The 18,956-nt window shown below is 42.6% G+C and carries 20 protein-coding genes and 4 tRNA genes; 20 read left to right on the plus strand and 4 right to left on the minus strand.

The window, feature by feature from the left end:
* Positions 1 to 81: 81 nt before the first annotated feature.
* The 19 genes from orn (at position 82) to alr (ending at position 11,837) form a co-directional block, all read left to right on the plus strand.
* Positions 82 to 627, plus strand: coding sequence for an oligoribonuclease (gene orn, locus J8Z24_RS02345; protein WP_125252243.1), 546 nt, complete (start codon positions 82 to 84; stop codon positions 625 to 627).
* Between the two features lie 162 nt (positions 628 to 789).
* Positions 790 to 865 (plus strand) — tRNA-Gly (locus J8Z24_RS02350).
* A 48-nt stretch (positions 866 to 913) separates the two neighbouring features.
* Positions 914 to 989 (plus strand) — tRNA-Gly (locus J8Z24_RS02355).
* A gap of 128 nt (positions 990 to 1,117) precedes the next feature.
* Positions 1,118 to 1,193 (plus strand) — tRNA-Gly (locus J8Z24_RS02360).
* 285 nt (positions 1,194 to 1,478) lie between these two features.
* Positions 1,479 to 1,554, plus strand: a tRNA-Gly gene (locus J8Z24_RS02365).
* Positions 1,555 to 1,760: 206 nt separating this feature from the next.
* Entirely contained in the window at positions 1,761 to 2,102 is a 342-nt protein-coding gene (gene rpsF, locus J8Z24_RS02370) for a 30S ribosomal protein S6 (protein ID WP_010368810.1), read from the plus strand.
* A 38-nt stretch (positions 2,103 to 2,140) separates the two neighbouring features.
* Positions 2,141 to 2,470: a primosomal replication protein N gene (gene priB / locus J8Z24_RS02375; protein WP_088531731.1), complete on the plus strand. Its 330-nt coding sequence runs from the start codon at positions 2,141 to 2,143 to the stop codon at positions 2,468 to 2,470.
* A gap of 11 nt (positions 2,471 to 2,481) precedes the next feature.
* The gene (rpsR, locus tag J8Z24_RS02380; RefSeq protein WP_002962753.1) at positions 2,482 to 2,709 is read left to right on the plus strand and encodes a 30S ribosomal protein S18; all 228 of its coding nucleotides are present in this window, start codon (positions 2,482 to 2,484) and stop codon (positions 2,707 to 2,709) included.
* A 35-nt stretch (positions 2,710 to 2,744) separates the two neighbouring features.
* Entirely contained in the window at positions 2,745 to 3,197 is a 453-nt protein-coding gene (gene rplI, locus J8Z24_RS02385) for a 50S ribosomal protein L9 (RefSeq protein WP_099640397.1), read from the plus strand.
* Positions 3,198 to 3,522: 325 nt separating this feature from the next.
* Positions 3,523 to 3,933, plus strand: coding sequence for a type IV pilin protein (locus J8Z24_RS02390; RefSeq protein WP_125250983.1), 411 nt, complete (start codon positions 3,523 to 3,525; stop codon positions 3,931 to 3,933).
* Complete coding sequence (locus J8Z24_RS02395) at positions 3,920 to 4,378, plus strand: GspH/FimT family pseudopilin (RefSeq protein WP_128731275.1); 459 nt, start codon at positions 3,920 to 3,922, stop codon at positions 4,376 to 4,378. Before J8Z24_RS02390 ends, J8Z24_RS02395 begins: the two co-directional genes overlap by 14 nt.
* The gene (locus tag J8Z24_RS02400) at positions 4,369 to 4,788 is read left to right on the plus strand and encodes a type IV pilus modification PilV family protein (RefSeq protein WP_147390762.1); all 420 of its coding nucleotides are present in this window, start codon (positions 4,369 to 4,371) and stop codon (positions 4,786 to 4,788) included. The genes J8Z24_RS02395 and J8Z24_RS02400 overlap by 10 nt, the downstream gene beginning before the upstream one ends.
* The gene (locus J8Z24_RS02405) at positions 4,788 to 5,267 is read left to right on the plus strand and encodes a PilW family protein (RefSeq protein ID WP_176032426.1); all 480 of its coding nucleotides are present in this window, start codon (positions 4,788 to 4,790) and stop codon (positions 5,265 to 5,267) included. Before J8Z24_RS02400 ends, J8Z24_RS02405 begins: the two co-directional genes overlap by 1 nt.
* Before the next feature lie 4 nt (positions 5,268 to 5,271).
* Positions 5,272 to 7,005, plus strand: a complete 1,734-nt coding sequence (locus J8Z24_RS02410; RefSeq protein ID WP_176032425.1) for a DUF7305 domain-containing protein — start codon at positions 5,272 to 5,274, stop codon at positions 7,003 to 7,005.
* A 257-nt stretch (positions 7,006 to 7,262) separates the two neighbouring features.
* Positions 7,263 to 7,814, plus strand: coding sequence for an RNA polymerase sigma factor (locus J8Z24_RS02415; protein ID WP_125250988.1), 552 nt, complete (start codon positions 7,263 to 7,265; stop codon positions 7,812 to 7,814).
* Complete coding sequence (locus J8Z24_RS02420; RefSeq protein ID WP_128732447.1) at positions 7,807 to 8,286, plus strand: hypothetical protein; 480 nt, start codon at positions 7,807 to 7,809, stop codon at positions 8,284 to 8,286. Before J8Z24_RS02415 ends, J8Z24_RS02420 begins: the two co-directional genes overlap by 8 nt.
* Positions 8,287 to 8,296: 10 nt before the next feature.
* Positions 8,297 to 9,235 (plus strand): DUF4097 family beta strand repeat-containing protein, encoded by a 939-nt coding sequence (locus tag J8Z24_RS02425; protein ID WP_128732448.1) that lies wholly within the window; start codon positions 8,297 to 8,299, stop codon positions 9,233 to 9,235.
* Between the two features lie 123 nt (positions 9,236 to 9,358).
* Complete coding sequence (gene dnaB / locus J8Z24_RS02430; protein WP_125250991.1) at positions 9,359 to 10,738, plus strand: replicative DNA helicase; 1,380 nt, start codon at positions 9,359 to 9,361, stop codon at positions 10,736 to 10,738.
* 19 nt (positions 10,739 to 10,757) lie between these two features.
* On the plus strand, positions 10,758 to 11,837 hold the full coding sequence (gene alr / locus J8Z24_RS02435) for an alanine racemase (protein WP_128732449.1): 1,080 nt from the start codon (positions 10,758 to 10,760) through the stop codon (positions 11,835 to 11,837).
* Positions 11,838 to 11,869: 32 nt separating this feature from the next.
* On the opposite strand, the gene J8Z24_RS02440 is transcribed toward alr, so the two are convergent.
* The 4 genes from J8Z24_RS02440 to J8Z24_RS02455 all read right to left on the minus strand — a co-directional run bounded on the left by J8Z24_RS02440 (position 11,870) and on the right by J8Z24_RS02455 (position 15,855).
* Positions 11,870 to 12,298, minus strand: a complete 429-nt coding sequence (locus tag J8Z24_RS02440) for a secondary thiamine-phosphate synthase enzyme YjbQ (RefSeq protein WP_176032424.1) — start codon at positions 12,296 to 12,298, stop codon at positions 11,870 to 11,872.
* A 22-nt stretch (positions 12,299 to 12,320) separates the two neighbouring features.
* Positions 12,321 to 12,794: a chemotaxis protein CheX gene (locus J8Z24_RS02445; protein ID WP_125250994.1), complete on the minus strand. Its 474-nt coding sequence runs from the start codon at positions 12,792 to 12,794 to the stop codon at positions 12,321 to 12,323.
* Between the two features lie 79 nt (positions 12,795 to 12,873).
* Positions 12,874 to 13,308 (minus strand): zinc uptake transcriptional repressor Zur, encoded by a 435-nt coding sequence (zur, locus tag J8Z24_RS02450; protein ID WP_125250995.1) that lies wholly within the window; start codon positions 13,306 to 13,308, stop codon positions 12,874 to 12,876.
* A gap of 72 nt (positions 13,309 to 13,380) precedes the next feature.
* On the minus strand, positions 13,381 to 15,855 hold the full coding sequence (locus J8Z24_RS02455) for an EAL domain-containing protein (protein WP_176032423.1): 2,475 nt from the start codon (positions 15,853 to 15,855) through the stop codon (positions 13,381 to 13,383).
* A gap of 451 nt (positions 15,856 to 16,306) precedes the next feature.
* Between J8Z24_RS02455 and J8Z24_RS02460 the strand changes: the two genes are divergently transcribed.
* Entirely contained in the window at positions 16,307 to 18,322 is a 2,016-nt protein-coding gene (locus J8Z24_RS02460) for an amidohydrolase family protein (RefSeq protein ID WP_252095192.1), read from the plus strand.
* The last annotated feature ends 634 nt before the right edge of the window (positions 18,323 to 18,956 follow it).

The following is an 18,956-nucleotide window of genomic DNA, read 5'->3' on the forward strand; positions in this document are numbered from 1 at the left end:
AAAGCTTTAGGTCGAGTGTTTAAACTAATATGATATATCTAATTGCATTGGATCTAAAGGAAAGTACCGCTAAGGTAATGTATGTCTTTTCATGAATCAAACTTGATCTGGCTCGATCTCGAGATGACGGGGCTGGAACCAAAAACAGATAAAATCTTAGAAATCGCGACGGTGATAACAGATGGTGATCTCAATATTTTAGCTGAAGGTCCTGTAGTGGCAATTCATCAAAGTAATGAGCTCCTTGATGGAATGGATGAGTGGTGTACTAATCAACACGGTCGTTCAGGTCTTACCGATCGCTGTAAAGCCAGTAAATACACAGAAGCCGATGCAATCAAGCAGACGTTGGACTTTTTGAAAGAGTGGGTACCACCAGGTGCTTCACCAATGTGCGGTAATTCGATTGGGCAAGACCGTCGATTCCTCAACAAATACATGCCAGAGCTAGAAGCTTACTTCCACTATCGCAACCTAGATGTAAGTACAATAAAAGAGCTAGCAAGACGTTGGAAACCTGAGTTATTAGGTGAAATTAAAAAGAAAAGCTCCCATTTAGCCTTAGATGACATCAAAGATTCCATTATGGAATTAAAGGTGTATCAAGAAAAATTCTTCAAAGTTTAAAAAAATACTTGCAAAGCAAATTTTATCTTGTAGAATCCTGCCCCGCTTGAGACGACAAGCTCTGCGGGGTTTTTAGCCCAAGCGTGGCACTAGCTCAGCTGCTGTAGGTAATCAACGCGACCTAGCGTGGTTATCAACAAATCCAGAGCTAAACATTGTGATGCGGCACTAGCTCAGCTGGTAGAGCGCGACCTTGCCAAGGTCGAGGTCACGAGTTCGAACCTCGTGTGCCGCTCCAAACTTCTCAGTTTATATTCGACTGAAAAAATAAAGAATATAATGTGATGCGGCACTAGCTCAGCTGGTAGAGCGCGACCTTGCCAAGGTCGAGGTCACGAGTTCGAACCTCGTGTGCCGCTCCAAACCTCTCAGTTTGTATTCGACTGTAAAAATTAAAGAGTATATTGTGATGCGGCACTAGCTCAGCTGCAGTAGGTAATCAACGCGACCTTGCGGAGTTACCAACAAATCCAGAGCTAAAAGTTGTGATGCGGCACTAGCTCAGCTGGTAGAGCGCGACCTTGCCAAGGTCGAGGTCACGAGTTCGAACCTCGTGTGCCGCTCCAAACCTCTCAGTTTATATTCGACTGTAAAAATAAAGAATATATTGTGATGCGGCACTAGCTTAGCTGCAGTAGGTAATCAACGCGACCTTGCGTAGTTACCAAAAAATCCAGAGCTAAATATTGTAATGCGGCACTAGCTCAGCTGCAGTAGGTAATCAACGCGACCTTGCGTAGTTACCAATAAATCCAGAGCTAAATATTGTGATGCGGCACTAGCTCAGCTGCAGTAGGTAATCAACGCGACCTTGCGTAGTTACCAATAAATCCAGAGCTAAATATTGTGATGCGGCACTAGCTCAGCTGGTAGAGCGCGACCTTGCCAAGGTCGAGGTCACGAGTTCGAACCTCGTGTGCCGCTCCAACTCTTCTAAATTTCTATATTCATCAAACACTTCCTATTCGCTTTTAAAATACACCCATATTCCACCAAATTTTTGCAATAAACTGATTGCTTAATTTTAGTTCGGCACGTAAAATACGCGCTCTTTCGGCCCTACTATTATCGTTCCTTGCCTTACCCCGACTGGCCGAAACGGGACAAGGCTATACTAACCGTAAGGAATATCCATGCGTCATTACGAAATCGTATTCATGGTTCACCCAGATCAAAGTGAGCAAGTACCTGGTATGATCGAGCGTTATACTGGTGCTATCACTGAAGCTGGCGGTACTATCCACCGTCTAGAAGACTGGGGTCGTCGTCAACTGGCTTACCCAATCGAAAAGCTTCACAAAGCACACTATGTTCTATTGAACGTTGAAGCACCAACTGAAGTAATCAACGAGCTTGAAACTTCTTTCCGCTACAACGATGCAGTGCTTCGTAACCTAGTTATGCGTACTAAAAATGCAGTAACTGAAGCATCTCCTCTTGCAAAAGAAGAGAAAAAAGAAGCAGCTTCTGCTTAATCGTTGTTGATTTCGGATTTGACTAACCTTTCGAGGTAATGGTGAGTACTCAGGTTGACCTGTATACCAATCAATATCTGCTCTCGGGCGTGATTTGTAAAACACCTAAATTTAGTCAAAGCCCAGCTGGGATCCCGCACTGTATATTTGTACTTGAGCACAAATCAATGCAGCTAGAGGCTGACCTAACTCGAAATGCCTACGTGCGTATTCAAGTGGTTGCCAGTGGAGAACAGTTCCGAAACCAAACTGAGCATTTATACGTTGGGCAAGCATTACAAGTTCGCGGTTTTATAAATCGCCACGAGAGCCGAAATGGCTTAAGTCAGCTAGTATTGCACGCACAACATATTGAAAGAATTAATTGAGGAAATTACTCATGGCACGTTATTTCAGACGTCGTAAGTTCTGCCGTTTCAAAGCGGAAGGCGTACAACAAATTGATTACAAAGATCTGGCTACTCTTAGAAACTACGTAACAGAAAGTGGCAAAATCGTACCTAGCCGTATCACAGGTACTAGCGCTAAATACCAGCGTCAGCTAGCAACTGCTATTAAGCGTGCTCGCTACCTAGCCCTTCTTCCATACACTGACTTACACAAGTAAGCAGCTGATTACTAGTTTTTAAAAGGTGTAGAGACATGCAAGTTATTCTACTAGACAAAATTGCAAACCTAGGTAGCCTAGGTGATCAGGTTAATGTTAAATCTGGCTTCGCACGTAACTTCTTATTCCCTAAGGGTAAAGCAGTTCCTGCAACTAAAGCTAACATTGAAACTTTCGAAGCACGTCGCGCTGAGCTTGAAGCGAAAATCGCTGAAGAGCTAGTTGCTGCACAGGCACGCGCTGAAAAACTAGAAGCACTAGCTGAAGTAACTCTAGTTTCTAAAGCGGGTGACGAAGGTAAGCTATTCGGTTCTATCGGTACTCGCGATATTGCTGATGCTATCTCTGCAGTAGGTGTTGAGGTATCTAAGTCAGAAGTTCGTCTACCTCTTGGTACTATCCGTGAGACTGGCGAGTTCGACGTAGCTATCCAAGTACACTCTGACGTTACAGCTACGATCAAAGTAATCGTAATCGCTGAAGCTTAATTTTTAATTAAGCCCAAAAAAGCCGTGTGTTTTTATACACGGCTTTTTATCACTTAATTGACCTATATTAAGTGCCCCTTCAAAAAAAATCATAATAATAATCTTATTCATACCAATTTCAGGTATGACATGGATGATCCTCTCGCTAACGGATACCTCGAAAAACGAGGTAGTTCAGTTGTAATATGGTGTAATAGGTTTCCTTTCTAGAAACTTTTGCTTCATGTTATGTTTACATATTATAGGCTTGTCCTTTTCTTTGTCTTTTGTCTGTCATAAAGTAAGTCTAATGACAGCGCTATCAAATTGGTGGTGGAATATATAAATGCCTGTGAATAAAGGTTTTACATTAACTGAGTTGTTAATAGCAGTGGCTATCGTGACGATTACAGCAAGCTTTGCATATCCGTCGTATGTGCAATACGTTCAAGATGCAAATCGTTCTCAAGCACAGCAACAATTGCTAGAAACTGCTGCTGTGATAGAGCGCATTTATAGTCGCAATGGTGGCTACCCTGATGCGGACTTGATGCCTAATTTGCCACAATCAGATCTGTATTCCTTTGCTTACATTCCACTAGATAAACCTAATGGTGCTGTTGGTCAGTACCGAAACTTAAGCTATCGGCTCACTGCCACACCAATAGCAGGTAAAGCACAAGCAGCAGATAGATGTGGTGTGTTAAGTATTAACCATCAGGGAAACCAAGGAGCAAATAATAATGACTGTTGGTAAGTGTCGCCGCGGCTTTACCTTGCTTGAGCTGTTAATCTCTATGGCCATTTTAGCCATTTTGGCTTCAGTAGCTGCACCTAGTTTTATTAAGCAAATTCAGCAAGATAGAGTGACTACTCATGCCAATGAATTACAGGCCATCTTTCGTTTAGCTAGGAGCGAAGCCGTCAGACGTGAACAACAAGTTGCTTTGGTTATTGAAAGTGGTGATTGGGTAATTAAAACGACAGAAAATGGTCAGTTAACAGAAGTGGGCCGTTTTACGATTAAACACAGCTCAATAGAAGTGGCATTGGCAGACCAAATAGTACGCGAAAGTGGTGAAGTATTAGCGACAAATAATATACTTATTACAGATAACCTGACAAATACGCAGGACTACCGGTTGTGCGTACTGGTGAGCGGTCAGAGTTGGTTAGGTGAGGCAGAGCAAAATTGCAGCTAAATAAAGGGTTTTCACTTATTGAGGTTGTGGTGTCGATGTTAGTGGCGGGGTTGATGCTGCTAGGCCTTGCTGCAACACAATTAAAGTCACTGCAGTTTGCATCCAATAGTTTTCAATACACTATGGCATTAATACATGGGCAAAACGCGATTGAAAGAATGTGGCCTTTGCTGTGTGAGTTACAGCACAATAATGGTGATATGACTGCGGCAAACCCTTTGATCCAGCAACTACATCCAATTGATGATCGTTTTACGCTAATTCTGCCTGCGATTTATAGTAACAAAATGCAGATTACGGTGAGCTGGCAGGATAACAGAGTAGACAATCCTGCAGAAAATCAAGTTTCTTTAACTGCTAGCTATCCAAATGTTGCGAATACATGCCCACCACCGCCAGGAGGTAGCTGATGAGCCATAAAGGATATACTTTGCTTGAGCTGATGATTGCTATGGTGGTTGGCCTGATATTAGTTACAGGAATAGCGGCGTCTTACACGTCAATTAAAGAGACTGTAACAACAAGCCAGGGACTTGCTGCTTCACAAGAAATCATTCGCTATACCAATCGGGTAATGATGCGCAGCATTAAACAGACACAAAGTATCCCTACAGTGTCCGCGACAGATATTCGTATCGATCAGTTAGCTGGTGTCCCTGCTTGTGATGGTAGCGTTCCATCAACTGATTATACTGAGCGTTACTTTTTACAAGGTGAGTATTTAGTATGTGACCGTGGCAGCGGAGATGTGAATTTATTAAAAGGCGTGACAGGGTTGGCATTTACCATCAATGGCCAGCTGATCACGGTGACAATCCAAGGTAATCGTTTTCCTTTGCAGTATGGTGCAGGCATACAAATGAATTTTTACGCTGGATTAGGTAGCTAATACAATGAAACAACAACAAGGTTTTACACTAGTAAAGGTGATGCTGCTTGGTGGCATGGCGAGTGTTGTCGTATTTGCTTCTCTCAAGGAAGGTGTTGTACAAGAGAGATTAAGCGGTAATTTCCAAAAAGATATTAATGCCCGATTAGTAGCTGAGCAGGGGATAAGAGAATACCGCCAGCGATTGGAGCAGTCATTAATAAATAACCCGACGAGTGTTGCTCAATTGGTTGCTGGCGTTAGTACAACAGGTGATGGTGCCATCAATGACTCGCGTTTTAATATATCGGTAACCACAAGTGGTAATGAGTTCAGCGTTGAAAGTTTAGGTCAACGCTATGGTGAACATGCCAATCATAGATTGGTTGCACGCTTTGAGCTACAGCCAGCCCCAAAGGCATCTATTTTTCAAAATGCGGTAACAGGCTGTAAAGGTGTTAACCTATCAGGTAGTGGCGCAGTAGACAGCTATGATTCATCAAAAGGCACTTACGAAGAAACCAAAAGCAACGATGGCGATGTGCATACTGTAGTTGGTGATGCTGATGTAGTGCTGTCTGGACATTCGCCAATTAAAGGTGATGTGCAAGCATCCGGGATAGTCTATTTAAAAGGTTCATCCCCGATCCTTGGCGATGTAAGATCGAATACTGGGGTGGATATTTCGCCTTCATCCAGTGGTATTCGAGTTGAGGGAAATGTCTATAGCCGTGGCTTTTTCAAACATAGAGGTGGAAAAATAACTGGCTATGTTCGCGCAATGGGAGATGCGCAAATGGAGTGGGGCGCTGAGATACTTAATCAGCAGGGGGATGCTTTTGACATCCAGTATGCCGGTAGTGGTCAATTTAAAGATACAGGGCTACAGCTACAAGATGGAGTGCATTACTCGGATCCTAGGTTTAGGGTGCAAGATTTAGTGGTTGAGCCGGTAAAAGTCTATGATCCAGATTCTCCAGATTATGATCCGGCTAAGCCCAATAAAGAATGTGATCCGCTCGCTTTGCCGTTCAACATGAATAGTATTATCGATCCTAATAATCAATATACAGATTTACAGGTTGGCGCCCGACAGATCTTACACTTTAAGCCAAAGCAGGCGGTGTATGAGCGTAATGGCACTCATGTTTATGTCGCCAAAGAAAAAGCAATTTACTTATTTCAAGGCATCGATCAAAACTTAGGAGCTGCAACAGAACGCACTCAGCTAGCATTTCCATTTAAAAGTTTAAAGCTTGGTTCTGATGGTCAAATAAAGGTCTCTGGCGGTGATGTGATCTGGCTGGTTGATGGTGACATGACATTATCGGGGAACACCCAAATTTGGATCGAAAAAGGCAGCTCGCTCACTGTTTTTACTACGGGAAAAGTGTCAATTGGTGCAAGTGCAAAAGTAGTCGCAGAGCAAGAGGGGTTGACTGAGAGCGGATTACCAGTATTTAGTGTTTACTCCTCTTTTGATGAGCCAAATGGATTTGTGTTTAGCGGGGCCTCTTCTTTGTACGCTGCAATTTACTCGCCTTTGACTACTATCTTACTAAATGGCAGTGGACAATTTTATGGGACAGTTCGAGGCGCTTCAATTACTGGTACTGGCGGCACTGGGATTCACTTTGACCAAGCACTGAAAAATGCAGGAATTGGTGTGCAGCCACCATCAGGTGGAAAGCCGAAGTTGATCTTCAAAGGCTGGCACTACAAACCGTATGAGGTTGAAGAGCAAGAAGCATCAAATTGATACCATTCATTCGCATAAGCAAATTGGTATTATTTGAGTTGTTGCACATTTTTTTATCTTTCTTTAAACCATTTCTCATTTAGCTTGCGTCTAAACCTGTACTTATACCAATTAGTCTTGATACTTGCTCAAAATAGAAAGTTTAGTTAAGCAATTTGGTATTAAAGAAAAAGCTGAAATGAGTAATTGGGCGTTGGTGGCTTTGTTTGTTTCATGTGATATGCGAAGATGAAGTATCAACCCAAAGGAACAAACGCATGATAATTAATGCCAAAGCGGCATTTTCACAAGAACAAACTGATGCGCTAGTGGCTAGATGTCAACAGGGGGATCAAGGTGCATTCCGTGAGCTATTTGAACAGCACCACCGTCGAGTTTATGCATTATGCCTGAGATTGTTAGCTGAGCCTGCTCACGCGGAAGATGCTTGTCAGGAAGTTTTTGTGCAAGTGTGGCAAAAGATTGATCAATTTAAAGGGCAATCACAATTTTCGACCTGGCTCCACAGTGTGGCGAGTAATATTGCTATCAGCTACCTTCGAAAGCAAAAAAACTGGTTTCAAAAGGTGGTGAGCTTTGAACAATCGGGGCTTGATGAACAAGGTGCTGAGCAGCTTGGAGAGCTCAACGGATTGGACAAACTGATTGTGAGATTACCTGAGCGTGCGCGATTGGTTTTTGTATTACATGCCGTTGAAGGGTATCGCCACGAGGAAATTGCCAATATGTTGAATATGGCTGTAGGTTCGAGTAAATCGCAATATCACAGAGCCAGAAATCTATTACAGGAGTGGTACAACAATGACTAAACCATCATTTGATGAATTTATGCATACCGCACTGAATGATGAGCAGTCGCAGCCAGCACCGCAGCGCGATTTATGGCAAGGTGTTGAGCGCGCGATTAATCAAGCGCAGCCTGTGCAGTCGCCAAAACAAAGTAATTGGCAAAAGCTTTCTGGTATTGCCGCTTGCACTTTTGCGGGTCTTCTTGCTTGGCAAGTAATAATGAGTCAACCAAAACAGGATTCATTGGCAAATATCAGTGCTTTTTTTGAGCAGCAAAAACAATCTTTGCTTGTGCAGTATGAGACGCAACCAGCCCTAACCTCAGATTGGCAAACTCAGTTGCAAGAACTTGAACAAGCTGAGCAGGCAGTAAAGCTTGCGTTAAAGCAAGACCCTGAAAACGCTGCACTACTAAATATGCTTGCTCAGGTTTATCAACAGCAACTCGATTTAATTAATAAGGTTCATGAACCTCGTTGGCAACAAATTTAGGAGAACTAAAATGAAAGCATTAATTTTTGGCCTTGCAGCACTGCCAACATTGGTATTGGCTGGAGAATCTATCGATAAAGAACTGTCCATCCCTGCTAACGGCAAAGTTATTATTGAGAACCAACGTGGTGATGTCATCATTAAAACATGGGATAAAAACCTGTTTAAGGTGAGCGGCAAGCTTGATGATAAGGCCGAAGGCTATAAGTTAGAGACCTCGGGTGAGATCACAGAGTTTATCGTAGAAATGCCAAAACGCTACAATAGCTGGGGAACAGGTGGTGGCTCGAATTTAACGATTTATATGCCGAGTACCAGCGAGCTTGATTTTGAAGGTGTTATTGTTGATGTCGAAGCGGCGGAGTTAACCGCAGGAGCCAGTATCAAAACAGTGAACGGTAATATCAAAGTCAATAAGATCAGCGGTAAGATCTCACTAGAAACTGTAAATGGCGACATAGATAGCCAAGAGTTAAATGGTAATATTCAGTTTGAAACAGTAAATGGTGATATTGACGATGTAGCCTCCAATGGGAAACTACGATTTAACGCCGTGAACGGTGAAATTAAAACGCAAACTACAGCAACGGAGTTACGTCTAGAAAACGTAAATGGTGAAGTTGAGCTAAAAATGGCGGAGCTGAAAGATTTACGTTTATCGACCGTAAATGGTGAGATTGAACTCTACACCAACAAGCTTTTAGATAATGCGGCAATTAACATGGAGAGTGTGAGCGGAGACATTGCACTATATTTCCCGAGTGATGTGTCAGCTCGATTTGAAATAAATGCTCATTCAGGTGGACGCATAACCAACGAATTAAGCGATGATGAGACAAAAAAAGCCAAATATGGCCCAGCCCGCTCTCTTGAGTTTGTATTAAACGGTGGTAATGCTGATGTTGAAATCGACACTGTCAGTGGCAATATTGAATTAAAACGAAAATAATCACGCATGATGGATACAAGCACCACAAAAGGCCAGAGTTTAACTAAACTCTGGCCTTTTGTGGTTTGCACTTGTAAGTAGACCAGATACAATAGAGGGCCTTCTCTTTTTCAATGTTGTGATATGGCTAAATCAGATCTACAAGTCGATACCTTAAAAGTTCCTCCGCACTCAATTGAAGCCGAGCAGTCCGTGTTGGGCGGTTTGATGCTCGATAATGAAGCGTTTGACCGTGTTGCGGAATTGGTGGTTTCCCATGACTTTTATACCAGAACCCACAAACTGATTTTTGAGGCTATGGAGAAGTTGGTAGAGTTAGGTCAACCTATCGATTTAATCACGATTTCTGAAAACCTTGAGAAAAACAACCAGCTAGAAACCATAGGTGGTTTTTCTTATCTTGCTGAAATTGCAAAAAATACCCCCAGTGCAGCAAATATCGACGCCTATGCGAGTATCGTACGTGAACGTGCGGTAGTACGTGAAATGATAGGGGTAGCCAATGAAATCGCAGAGGCTGGTTTCAACCCTGAAGGACGCGACAGTCACGAGCTCTTAGATTTAGCAGAAAGCAAGGTGTTCAAGATTGCTGAGCAGCGCACCAAGAGCACTGAGGGACCACAAAGCATTCATAACATCTTAGAAAAAACTGTAGATAAAATTGAAGAGCTATACCAGTCTCCTCAAGACGGTGTTACAGGAGTGAGTACTGGATATGGTGATCTGGATAAGATGACTGCGGGTATGCAGCCTTCAGATCTTATTATCGTTGCCGCGCGTCCATCGATGGGTAAAACCACATTTGCGATGAACCTCGCTGAACATGCTGCGATGACGCAGGATAAACCTGTACTGATCTACTCGCTAGAGATGCCCTCAGAACAAATCATGATGAGGATGCTTGCTTCTTTAGGTCGTATCAACCAAACCAAAGTACGTACAGGGCAATTAGATGATGATGATTGGGCTCGTCTATCATCAACCATGGGGCTGCTAATGGAAAAGGGCAAGATGTATATTGATGATGCGTCGGGTCTTACCCCCACTGATGTACGCTCAAGAGCAAGACGTATTGCCCGCGATCATGGTGGGATCAGTATGATCATGGTGGATTATCTCCAGCTTATGCGCGTGCCTAGCTTATCTGACAATCGTACACTTGAAATTGCAGAGATCTCACGTTCACTAAAAGCCCTTGCCAAAGAACTCCAGTGCCCAGTTATTGCGCTCTCTCAGCTTAACCGTACACTAGAACAGCGTGCTGACAAGCGCCCAGTAAACTCTGACCTCCGTGAATCTGGCTCCATCGAGCAGGATGCCGACTTAATCATGTTTATTTATCGCGATGAGGTTTACAACGACGATAGTCCCGACAAGGGAACCGCGGAGATCATTATAGGTAAGCAGCGTAACGGTCCAATTGGTAAGGTTAGGTTAACTTTCCAAGGTCAATACTCTCGATTTGATAACTATGCAGGCCCTGCAATAGACGACGAATATTAATCTTCAATTGAGTAGTAATATGCGATTAGCAAGTGCTGAGATAAATTTAACCGCGCTAAAAGAGAACTTGAAGTTAACACAACAGTTAGCACCAAACAGTAAAGTCATGGCTGTACTTAAAGCCAATGCTTATGGGCATGGACTTGTTAAAATAGCACAGCACCTCCAAGATGCAGATGCCTTTGCTGTGGCTAGAGTGGACGAGGCGTTAGCACTGAGAACGGGTGGGATCACAAAGCCAATTGTGCTGTTAGAGGGTTTTTTTGATCCCTCAGATTTACCTATTTTACTAGCCAATAACTTGCAAACCATTGTTCATGACATTTCTCAGCTCGAAGCCATTGAGCAGGCAAACCTAGATGCACCGCTTACGGTCTGGCTAAAAATCGATACTGGCATGCACCGCTTAGGGGTGGAGCCAGAAGAGTTTGAACACTTTTACTCTCGTCTTAAACGCTCTAAAAATGTGGCCGAACAAATCCATCTCATGACGCATTTTGCCTGTGCTGATGATACAAAAGATAGTAAAACACAAGAGCAGCAAACGCTGTTTGATACGTTAGTGTCTGGTAACAGCGCGCCACTATGCTTGGCAAACTCAGCTGGTATAATTGGTTGGCCCAGCTCTCACGGGAACTGGATCCGTCCAGGACTTATGCTTTATGGCGTATCTCCGATGCTAGATTGCGTTGGTAACCAACATGGTTTACAACCCGTGATGCGATTGACCACCAAAGTTATCGCGATTAAGCGCGTTAAAGCCCATCAGGCAGTAGGCTACGGTGGACGTTGGCAAAGTGAGCAGGATACCTACCTTGCAGTAATAGGAATGGGCTACGGAGATGGTTATCCTCGTCATGCAAAGCAAGGTACACCTGTGGTGATCAGAAATAAACGTTACGGTATTGTCGGCTCTGTATCTATGGATATGATCAGTGTGAATATCGGTAACAACTTAGATGATATTGCTGTCGGGGATGAAGTCGAGATGTGGGGGCCTCACTTACCGGTGGAAGAAATTGCACAATGTGCGGATACTATCGCTTATGAATTACTCTGTAATGTCACGCCCAGAGTCAGTTATGAATATATCACCTAAGCGATATTGAAGAGTAGGAGTTAAACTGGGTTTTAACTCCTTTGCCCCTGTAATGTGGCTACGATGCGTCTTGCACCACCGTAGTCGCGATGTTCCCCTAAATAGATACCCTGCCAAGTACCTAACCGCAAACAACCTTGATAAATTGGGAGCGTCATTTCGCAACCTAAGGTGCTCGACTTAATATGTGCCGGCATGTCGTCATCACCTTCGTAGTCATGGCGATAATAACTCTGTTTCTGCGGTACAAAGTGATTAAAGTGGCTCTCCATGTCCATACGCACTGTAGGATCTGCATTTTCGTTCACCGTCAGGCTGGCTGAGGTATGCTGAATAAATAGATGCAGCAACCCCACCTCATAATGATGTAATTCTGGTAGCTGGCTGATGATTTCATCATCAATTAAATGGAAGCCTCGATTACGAGGCTTTAGAGTTATTTGTTTTTGGATCCAACTCATAGACTACACAAACATCTTTTCGTCACTGAGCGAGCTTATCGAAGCTGACTTCAATATTGGCATTACCGTCAGCAGAGGTAAAAGGCATAATGAGTTTAGGGCCATCACACTTATGGGTGATAGTATGCCCTGCACCAGAAACAACAATAGGGGTTGCCATATCAAACTCATAACCCTTTTCGCCAAGTAAATTTTTGGCACCGCCAGTAACCATATTGGTGATTTCGCCAACCATATCAGTGACGTCTTCGTTTATTGAATCAGGTCGTTCACCAAGCATCCGCTCCATAATAGTCAATGCTAGGTTTTCTTCAAATGTGATGGAAAATGAGCCTTTTGTTTGTGGGCCAACCATACCAATTACACCCGAGACATCACCCTGTGCTACCTCATCTTTTTTGACTTTTGGCTTACCAGGGGTTAGCTCAGTTTGTGCCATAGTAGCTAATACATTGATAAGAGATGATAAAAAGGGGTTGATGAATTCTACATTCATATGGATTTTCCCTTACGCATTTTAAATAAATTTGTGTTGCTGTTTTTATTAAGTGTAGTGTTTTTTTACTCCACTGCACTTAATCTTTACAATTTTCGCAACGGCCATGAGCTTCTATGGTCTGCTCGGTGACTATAAACCCCGTTTCAGCTGCTAGGTTGTTTAGTTCATGAGAAATCGTATTAGAGTGTAACTCTTGAACGTTTCCACAGCTGTCACAGATCAGTAATTGCACGGGGTGCATATGGTCGAAATGATGGCAAAGCATAAACGCATTGGTACTTTCGATTTTATGGATAAAGCCCAACTCAGAAAGGAAATCCAGTGCGCGATAGACGGTTGCAGGCTTTGCTGCGGGCTCTGTCAGCTTTAGCTCTTCAAGGAGATCATAAGCACCTACACCACCTTGCTTTGAGGCTAGTAGTCGAAACACTTTCTCTCTAATTGGGGTAAAACGTGCACCACGGTTATCACATACTTGCTTGGCTTTGCTAACTAGTAACTCTATATTCATGATTTCAAATCCTTACACTGCCTTGCAATACTAACATATTATTTTTATTAGTCTTGTCTTTGCCCTGATAAATTATAACCGAGAATGTGCGATGACTTTTTTGTTGGTATTTTGGGTGCGAAAAAAAGCTTCAAATTGCTGTGCCGTTAATGGTTTACTAACTAAGTAACCTTGTCCAAAATCGCATGCCAAATGTTGCAATATTTTTAGTTGTGTTGACGTTTCAACTCCCTCTGCAACGACTTTCATTGATAGGCTATGCGCCATGTTAATAATAGTAGTGACCAATGCCTGCGACTCTGTTGAGACGAGCATATCAGCAATAAAGCTTTGATCTATTTTAAGTACATCAAACGGATAATGACGCAGGTAATTAAGAGAAGAGTAGCCGGTGCCAAAATCATCAAGAGCAAGTTTAAACCCGAGTTCATGAAGCTGATCCAATGCTTGTTTTACTTGTGCCTGTCCAGAAATAAGCACTCCTTCGGTTATTTCTAATTCAATATCGTGACTGGCTATAGACCGATCATCAACAAGGAGGGCTATTTTTTGAATTAAATTTGGGTCTTTGAACTGCCTAGGCGAGAGGTTAATAGCCACTTTTAGGTTCGCCTGTAAACTCTTTTGCCACTGATTAACCTGTTGTATAGTCGTTGCCAGTACGAATAAACCAATATCTATGATGAGCCCATTTTGTTCGGCAATCGGGATAAATTCCGCAGGAGATACCGAGCCGAGGGTTTTACTATGCCAACGTAACAGCGCCTCTGCACCGAATAATTCACCATTATTAATGTTAAATTGAGGCTGGTAAAAAACTTCGAGCTCATCCTCTGCTAGTGCGATTCTTAGTGCTTCTTCGATGGCAATTTGTCGTGATAGCTTCAGACTCATCTCTTGGTTGTAAAAACAATAGCCATTACGACCGTTATTCTTTGCATTGTACATCGCGGTGTCTGCACAACTTAGCAATTCAGCTGGAGTGTCAGCATCAAGAGGATAGACAGCAACGCCAATACTGATTGAAATATTAAAGTCCCTATCATTGAGCTCAATGGGTTCATGGAACAACTTAACCAGCATATCGGCGACACACGTAATATCAGAGACATGATCAAAACCATTCATCAATATAATAAATTCATCACCTCCCAGCCGGGCAACAGTATCCTGCTCCCGTATTGAGAGGGTAAACCTTTCTCCTGCTGCGACGAGAACTTGATCTCCGATTTCATGACCTAGGGTGTCATTGATCCGCTTAAAGTCATCTAAGTCTATAAAAAATACAACAGCCAGTGCTTCACTGCGCTGTGCCGTAGACAGCTGTTGCGTTAATCGCTCCATGGCTAAAAAACGATTTGGGAGATCTGTGAGTGAGTCATAAAAGGCATGATGTAAAATGACTTCTTCTTGCTTTTTCTTTTCGGTAATGTCACGAACTACAATAACGAGCTGCTCGCTGTTTGGGATTGGAGAAAGCCGCGCTTCAAATAGCTTGTTCTGACCGTCAATAGTCAATGGATATTCTATTTGTGTTAACTGATGCTGTTGAGTTGCAGAATTTATTGCTTGGTTAAACTGTCGAGCAGCATGATGAGGTAAAACATCAGCCATCTTTTTGTGAATGAACTGTTCTGGTGAAAGATACAGATCATCTTTTTTACCAGTGTGACACTCAACAATAGTGCTATCCGAATTGATAATAAAAAACAAGTCAGGTAAGGCATGGAAGACGCTTGTCATCAGTGCATGGCGACGCGCCAGTTCTTGGTTGGTTTGCAGTTGTTGTTGCCAGTTTTGCTCCAGTGTTTGCGCGGTTTTATTCAGTTGCTCAGCAAGTACTGCAAACTCACCTTGCCCAGTTATCTGCACACGGCTGGTGAGTGATTTGGTTGAAAGGTCGTGTCCAACATCAATCAGCCTTTTGATTGGTCTATGAATAAAGTAATGGGTAAAGCTTAATAAACCTGCGGTTAACAACACCAAAAACGCAATGAGTATAGCTGCTTTGGCGGTAAATTGCTGTTTTAGAGAAGTGTAGATCTGGCTGACATCATAGAGTGCAACCAGTCGGATCAAATCATCAGAATGAATAACCGGGAGGGTGGGGGATACGGGAATAACGGTAACAAAATACTGCTTTTCGGGAATATACACCGTAAAGAGGTCAAGCGCGTGTAACGCAGAAGCCAAATTATGTTCCTTGATGACGCGAGTAAATAAGTTAAAACCAGCTTCTGACTGTGGATCCAGTTTCATTACCAAGTCATTTTTAATTATAAAGAGGGCTGCATATTTATCATCTGAGTAGTAATCCTCAAGGGTTAAGCTAACCTGACTGATATTGCCCTTGGCAAATTCAGTGGATAGGTGTTTACCTAAATGCCTCATGCTCTGTGTGAGTTGTGCTTGATATGTACTAAGTAACATATCTCTTTGGGTTACATAAGAATAAGCAATGATAAGAGAGGAGATCAGCAAGCCACAGAGTACGGTACCCCAAGTCAGAGTTTGTTTTAAGTTAATGGCAATAGCTTTGTTATTCATATGTCTCGTTCTGAAACGTCCAATGCGCGTAATCCTCTACCGTAGCCAAGCCAAACAGGTGTTATGTCTGTGGGGCTTTCAGGTGAGCTACACTCTAGCTTATTTTATGCTGATTGATGAATCGTCAACAATCAAAGATAGTGTAGTTCACTAACTCAAGGCTGTATCACATTTCAGTAATAATTATAGCAACTGGCTCTTCAGAATTAGGCGCGAAACCAAAACTAAAATCATTTTTCAAGAAGCCTATCAAGGAGAGGAGGATAAAGTCGTCATGACTATAAAAGGTGGCTAAAGTAAGAGCAAATAAATGCGTAGTTCTCTGTAATTACACATGAATTGTAACAGTTCTCATGCTTTGATTTTAGCGAGTGTGGGGGTAACATGAGGGTCAGAACTCTACCCCAAAATAGAGCAGAATAATAGCAAACGGAAATTCAGGAATAATAAAATGACAAAAACTATAATAAAAAAACGTACCTTATCACTGCTAGTGGCAAGTGCGCTTGCAGCACAAAGCTGGGCAGCACTGGCTGAAACTATCACGAATAACGTTTACTCGGAAAAAGGATTGGCGGGAACGCTTACACAAGAAAAAATCGATGACCAAAACTACAAAGCAAAAATTGAATTTGGTTGGAATAACCGCCGTATCTTAATCGATGAAAACCTCACACTGAATGAGCAAGGCTTACCTATCAAGCTCAGCCTTCAAGGGCGTTCTGCATTTGGCTCAAAAATTGATGAGACATTTAGTTATAACCGTGGAATTGCGCAGTGGAAAAGTGTCAATGAATCCGGTATCAAAGCTGATGCAACGTTAGATTTTTACGTGCCATCTAATCTCCATCTAGCACTAGACAACGCCACAATGCGTTATGTGCTTAAAAACAATCAATATGAATTAGATGTATACCCCCAAGGTAAAATGTTGATTGAGAAGTTAAAAACACTCAAACTTGGAGAGCAAACTGTGCACTTATTAGTGACCAGTGGTCTTAGTCTTACACCAAACTTTGCTTGGTACGACGATGATGGTAATTATTTTGCACAAACTTGGGGAGCAATGTATGTATTACGTGATGGTTTTAGTAAAGCACAGTTTGAGCAGCTTGAGACCATCCAAAAGCAAGCTGAACAGCAGCACCTTGAAAATCTTGCTAAGAAGCTGACGCACCAAGTTCCTGAGCTTTTCATCGAAAATGTTGCGGTGTTTGATAGTGAACAAAAAAAGCTGCTGAAAAAACAAGATGTATTGATCCAAGATGGCAAAATTGTAGAAGTCGCTAATCATATTAAGAAGCCAAAAGGGGTGGCTAGTATTGATGGCAAAGGAAAGACTTTGATCCCAGGGCTTTGGGATATGCACGGTCATTTATCAAAAGAAAACGGCATCCTTAATATTGCCAATGGCGTGACCAGTGTTAGAGATATGGGTAATGAGCACGACAATATTATGGAGATTGAAGCGCTCTTTAATACTAATCAAGTATTAGGATCTCGCGTATATCGTGCGGGTTTTATGGATAAATACAGTGAAAACTCAGCGGGGTTGAGCGTTAAGTCGTTGCAAGAGGCGCTGGATACCATCGACTTTTTCGCAGACAATGGCTATGTTCAAGTCAAACTGTACTCTTCAATAGATCCAAGTTGGGTGAAGCCTATTTCTGAGCGAGCACATAGCCGAGGGTTAAGGCTTAGCGGCCATGTTCCCGCCTTTATGACAGCTGAGCAAGCAATCGCAAATGGATATGATGAAATCCAGCACATCAATATGCTTTTCCTTAACTTTTTAGCGGGTGAAGAGGTCGACACCAGAACACAAAAACGCTTTTCACTAATGGGAGAGCAGGCTTCAGGTTTATCACTAGATAGCCCAGAGATGAATGCGTTCATCAAGCTGCTCAGTGATAAGAAGGTGGTTGTTGATCCGACGGTATCGACGTTCAGAAGTTTATTGATGTCAGAAGATCAAAAAGTCAATCCTGAATTTGCCGCTATCTCCGAGCATATGCCAATTGCATTTGCTCGCGGCTTGAAAGGGGCTGAGATGCATGTTGATGAGCAGTTTAAACTCAGTTATCAAGAGTCAGGCGAAGCGATGCAGAAAATGCTGAAAAAACTCTATGATGCCGGTGTGCCTATGGTACCTGGTACCGATAACATAGCTGGTTTTACCCTGATCCGAGAACTAGAGCTTTATGTTGATGCGGGGATCCCAGCTGCGGAGGTGCTGAATATGGCCAGTATCGAGAGCGCTAAATTGATGGGGGTTGCACATCAAACAGGCTCTATTGCCAAAGGTAAAGTAGCTGATTTAGTGTTGGTGGACGGCGATCCACTCAAGGACATTACAGCATTGCAAAAGGCAGCCTTGGTGATCAAAGGCGAGCAAGCCTTTAAACCTGCTGAAATCTACCGAGCGATTGGAGTGAAGCCATTTACTAGCGCGCCCTCACTAAAGTAGATAGTAATACCAATTTGACTTAATAGTTGCTCAATTTGAAGGCGTAAATCTGAGGCTAACAGCGTTAAAAATTTCTTATTTAGAATAACTAAATAGCAAAATTTTTGCCTTGCCTACAGGACGTAGGTACCTCGGCGTGAACAGGGCGCGGAAGCAGTGTTGTCGACAAGATTTTCTCGCCTCAACATAGACCACTTAATTAAGAAAATTGGCATAACCCAACGACTAAATAAACCAAGGCCAGTACAAAAATATGCGCTGGTCTTTTTTATTTATGCCTCAATTTGAACAAGTGTTACGACTAAATGGTGTCCGTTAATCCTTCTGTTAGTTCCTCTTAATACGCTTTAGCTATAACGTGCGACTGACCGCTGAGTAATCCTAGTTGAGTGTTTGATAGGCTTTTCTATTGCAAAAATAAAGCTCAAAGCGCAATAGCCTTTAAATATGTCATACAAAAATCTTAAAATTAACTGAGTGTAATCTAGTGTAATGAATAAATTTACTTTTTTGTTAATATATTGCTTTATTTATCAGTTTCTTGTGCTAGCCTTTTTTACTGATCACTCGTAGTTGGTGTGAAACCGCAGTCGTTTTCTCGTTGTGTTTGTTTTACCTGCTGTTGAAAGGTCTC

Origin of the sequence: Pseudoalteromonas sp. SCSIO 43201, from assembly GCF_023716725.1 — a bacterium.
In the GTDB taxonomy this organism is placed as follows: domain Bacteria; phylum Pseudomonadota; class Gammaproteobacteria; order Enterobacterales; family Alteromonadaceae; genus Pseudoalteromonas; species Pseudoalteromonas peptidolytica.